Annotated in this window: 4 protein-coding genes; 2 read left to right on the forward strand and 2 right to left on the reverse strand. The window is 45.4% G+C overall.

Annotated features, from left to right (window positions below; all coding sequences use genetic code 11):
• Window positions 1–411 precede the first annotated feature (411 nt).
• On the reverse strand, window positions 412–735 hold the full coding sequence (locus QUB64_RS00805) for a hypothetical protein (RefSeq protein WP_333268969.1): 324 nt from the start codon (window positions 733–735) through the stop codon (window positions 412–414).
• Window positions 736–983: 248 nt separating this feature from the next.
• Window positions 984–1,670, reverse strand: a complete 687-nt coding sequence (ispD, locus tag QUB64_RS00810; RefSeq protein ID WP_333268970.1) for a 2-C-methyl-D-erythritol 4-phosphate cytidylyltransferase — start codon at window positions 1,668–1,670, stop codon at window positions 984–986.
• A gap of 170 nt (window positions 1,671–1,840) precedes the next feature.
• On the opposite strand from ispD, the gene QUB64_RS00815 reads away from it, so the two are divergent.
• Complete coding sequence (locus QUB64_RS00815; RefSeq protein WP_333269088.1) at window positions 1,841–2,803, forward strand: glycosyltransferase family 9 protein; 963 nt, start codon at window positions 1,841–1,843, stop codon at window positions 2,801–2,803.
• A gap of 217 nt (window positions 2,804–3,020) precedes the next feature.
• Window positions 3,021–3,605, forward strand: a complete 585-nt coding sequence (locus QUB64_RS00820) for a D-glycero-alpha-D-manno-heptose-1,7-bisphosphate 7-phosphatase (protein ID WP_333268971.1) — start codon at window positions 3,021–3,023, stop codon at window positions 3,603–3,605.
• Window positions 3,606–3,782: the final 177 nt, after the last annotated feature.

Here is a 3,782-nt window from a genome sequence, read left to right on the forward strand (position 1 = left end):
GTAGGGTGCGTCGCCATCAACCATCCCCAAAAAAGACGAAAAATAGAAGAGCGACGCACCAAGCAATAATATTTGATAAAACAACCCTCAGTTTCAATCGATCGCAAAACTTGTTTTGTAGCCAGAATTTTGAAACTTGATATAATACCAATTTAAAAAATCCTTGCTACAATACTCTTAGTAGAGTTTGTTTACTCAAGTATTGTAGCTGGTGCGGAGCTGTAAGATTTTCTGTCTTTTTTAGGTATGGTTGATAGCGACGCACCCTACCAATATTGTAGCTGGTGCGGAGCTGTAAGATTTTCTGTCTTTTTTGGGATACTATCGATGGCTCCACACCCTACCAATATTGTTGTCTATATTTTTCCAATTGATGGAATTTCGTACTGATTGCGATCGCATATTAACTACTCAATGCGTTCGTTCAGCGACCAGACCATAACTGTCACCTTGGTGAAATTTAATTACACCTTCTAGTGAGTTTTGAACGTTTAATTTGAGCCAACCACTACCAGAGGCCTCATCACATTCATCATTGCCTTCCCATGTAAACTCGAAGGGCTGATCCTCTCGATTTTTCACGACTTCGCCGTCAATTTGACCGAATACTAAACCAAATTGAAATTCTCCTGAACCTTTGGAATCAATCTCGATATACGCTTCAACTTCCATGTCCAGGTAGTCACTATCCCACTCGTCCATTTCGGTGATGCGCCATTTACCCTGATCTTGCATTGCTTTCGTCCTCAACTATTAATATTGAGGTGAGATTTATCCTAGTAATATCGTTAGATAAATTACCAGAAACAATTGGCTTAAAGCCGGAACCCTTTTAGGCATAGATTAAAAGAAGACTATTCATTACTCCAATCCTCTTCTTTCTTTTGTCAAGTGCCCTCAAGCGGTCAACTGTCAACTATCAACTAAGAGGGCCCGCACGCACCATCCACCGCCCCTACCACAGGTCAACTATCAACTGTCAACTATTTCCCGTATCTCTGGCGTAAAATGAATTCAGCGACACTCAAATCAACGGGCGTTGTGACTTTCAAATTAGTCTCTTCCCCCTCCACAATTTGCACTGGTAAACCGCATTTTTCAAACAAAGCTGCATCGTCTGTAACCTCCCAACCCTTCTCCCGCCCTTGTTGGTGACACTGCTTTAACAATTTCACTTCAAATCCTTGGGGAGTCTGGGCCGCCCACAAATTGCTTCTGTCCGGCGTGTCTCGCACGATTCTAGACTCGTCCACCACCTTAATCGTATCCTTGACCGGGACGGCGACAATCAAGCCTGGACAGCTTAAGAGAGCCTCGGAAGATCGATCGAACAATTCAGGAGTTGCCAAACACCTCGCGCCGTCGTGAATCAACACTCGATCGGCATTTGGGGGCAAAGCCTGCAAGCCGTTGTAAACTGACTCTTGCCTGGTAGCGCCCCCTTGAATCAGTTCCACGGGCTTCACCAAAGCTAAATCGCTGATAATTTCCTTAAAATCAGGAAAATCCCCCGGTTGGCCGATAATGCCGATCCAGCTAATCTGCTGCGAAGCTTCAGCAGCGGCCAAAGTCCAACTCAGCAAAGGTTTTTCCAGCAAAGTCAGCAGCAGTTTGTTCCGCTGACTACCCATCCGTCGCCCCGAACCCGCCGCAGGAATTAATAAGTGCATTAACTAACCCTTCTTCACCCAACAAGGTATATATTAAGAGCGTCCTGTAATTTTCAGTCAGTTGTTTTGCTGTCAGCCAGTAGCTTTTAACGTCTTAAAATACTATAAGCTGATAGCTGAAAGCCGATCGCTGAGAGCTACCTTGATAGATAATAGCCCGATCGTTTATGATGCGAATACTAGCACTTGTCCCAGGCGGGATTGGCGACCAAATTTTATTTTTCCCCACCCTCGATGACCTCAAGCAGTCTTATCCAGACGCTCAGATTGATGTCATCGTGGAACCGAGGGCGAAGGGCGCTTACCGAGTCTGCAAGTCCGTCAAAGAAGTCTTGACGTACAATTTCAAAGACCGCAACGCGCTGGCAGATTGGGGCAATTTACTGGGCGTAATTCGCGATCGCGAATACGAAGCAGTTGTTTCCCTCGGCCAGCGGTGGACTGTCGGACTTCTGCTGTGGCTGACCGGCATTCCCCAGAGAGTGGGCTATTCGGGAACCAACGGCGCTCGATTTCTCACCGATTCCGTACCTCTGAAAACTGACCAGTACGCAGCTTCAATGTACCACGATTTGCTGCAAGGATTCAACATTAACAATCCAAGTCCTGCGATCGCAATTAATGTACCAAAACAAGACATTCAGTGGGCGGAAGCCGAACAGCAGCGGTTGGGAATCAAAGAAAGCGGTTACATTCTAATTCACGGCGGTTCCAGTCAATTAGCTGTGTCTAAAGGTATTGACAAAATTTACCCTATAGACAACTGGAGACAAATCATCGAAGACTGTCAGCAGCGACAGCCGAATTTACCCGTTGTTGTGGTAAAAGGCCCCGAAGATCAAGCTTTGGTGAAAAAGTTAGTCGAACTCTGTCCAAGTATAAAAGTTATCTCGCCGGATGATGTCGGCAAGTTGGCAGCTACCATTGCTGCTGCTAATTTGATGATGTGTACTGACAGCGCGCCGATGCACTTGGCTGTAGCGGTTCAAACTTATACAATAGCTTTGTTCGGCCCGACTGACCCGGCAAAATTGCTGCCAAAGAGCGATCGCTTTTTGGGAATTAAATCTCCTACTGGCAAAATGGCTGACATTTCTCCTCAAGAGGTTTTGAAGAAAGTTTGGGGCGGCTAACATTGTTAAAAAAAAGGGCGGGTTTTGTACAAAAATTATGTATCATTTGCAAATTTTTAAAGCCTTACCCGCCCCGACAATCTCAGGATTTACGCACGGGTGGTCAGAAACCGGGTTTTTTCACCAAAATACTTGGTTATAACCAGCAGATTCGATGAAAAACCAGGTTTTTTTGGTCAGAAAGGCGTAAGTCCTAAATCTGATAAATTACAATTCTATGAAACGAGCAGTATTTCTCGATCGCGATGGCGTCCTCAATATCGAAGCAGGTTACATTCACCAACTAGAAGATTTGCATTTAATTCCCGGAATAGCTAAAGCTGTACGCCGTTTAAATGACAGACAAATATTTTGCTGTTTGGTTTCCAATCAATCCGGCCCGGCGAGGGGTTATTATCCAGTCAGCCACGTTGAAGATTTGCACAAACGCTTGTGTTTGTTACTAGAAAAAGAAGCCGGAGCAAGATTAGATGCTCTTTATTACTGCCCTTATTTGAGCGAATCAGAAGGCGGAACCAACCCAGAATTTACGCGATATACGACTTGGCGAAAACCGAATACGGGGATGTTGGTAGCGGCGGCTTGGGAACACGATTTGGATTTGCCGAATAGTTTTATGGTGGGGGATAAAGCGACTGATGTCGATCTGGCTCACAATGCCGGTTGTACTGGTATTTTGGTGCAGACTGGTTACGGTGAAAGCGTGTTGAGCGGTGAGTATCAGCACCATACTAAACCGGATTTTATTGCTGCAAATTTAGCTGCGGGGGTTGAGTGGATTTTGCAACACTTTGATGATTAGATGCAGACGGCGGTTGAAACCGCGTCTACACAAAAGAAGATCGCGTAATTTTAAGCAAATACAGTTCAGTTACGGTTTCAAGCGCCGTCTGCTCTTATTCTTCAACCTGCTCCCGTCAGGTGAGAGTTTGACGCTTACGCGGTTTCAACCGCCGTCTGCTCAGTTACGGTTTCAACC

It is taken from the genome of Microcoleus sp. Aus8_D2, from assembly GCF_036702665.1.
In the GTDB taxonomy this organism is placed as follows: domain Bacteria; phylum Cyanobacteriota; class Cyanobacteriia; order Cyanobacteriales; family Microcoleaceae; genus Microcoleus.

Bases quoted from the DNA above. Each gene is read 5' to 3' on its own strand.
- QUB64_RS00820 (WP_333268971.1), top strand. From the start codon at position 3,021: ATGAAACGAGCAGTATTTCTCGATCGCGATGGCGTCCTCAATATCGAA.
- ispD (WP_333268970.1), bottom strand. From the start codon at position 1,670: ATGCACTTATTAATTCCTGCGGCGGGTTCGGGGCGACGGATGGGTAGT.
- QUB64_RS00815 (WP_333269088.1), top strand. From the start codon at position 1,841: ATGCGAATACTAGCACTTGTCCCAGGCGGGATTGGCGACCAAATTTTA.
- QUB64_RS00805 (WP_333268969.1), bottom strand. From the start codon at position 735: ATGCAAGATCAGGGTAAATGGCGCATCACCGAAATGGACGAGTGGGAT.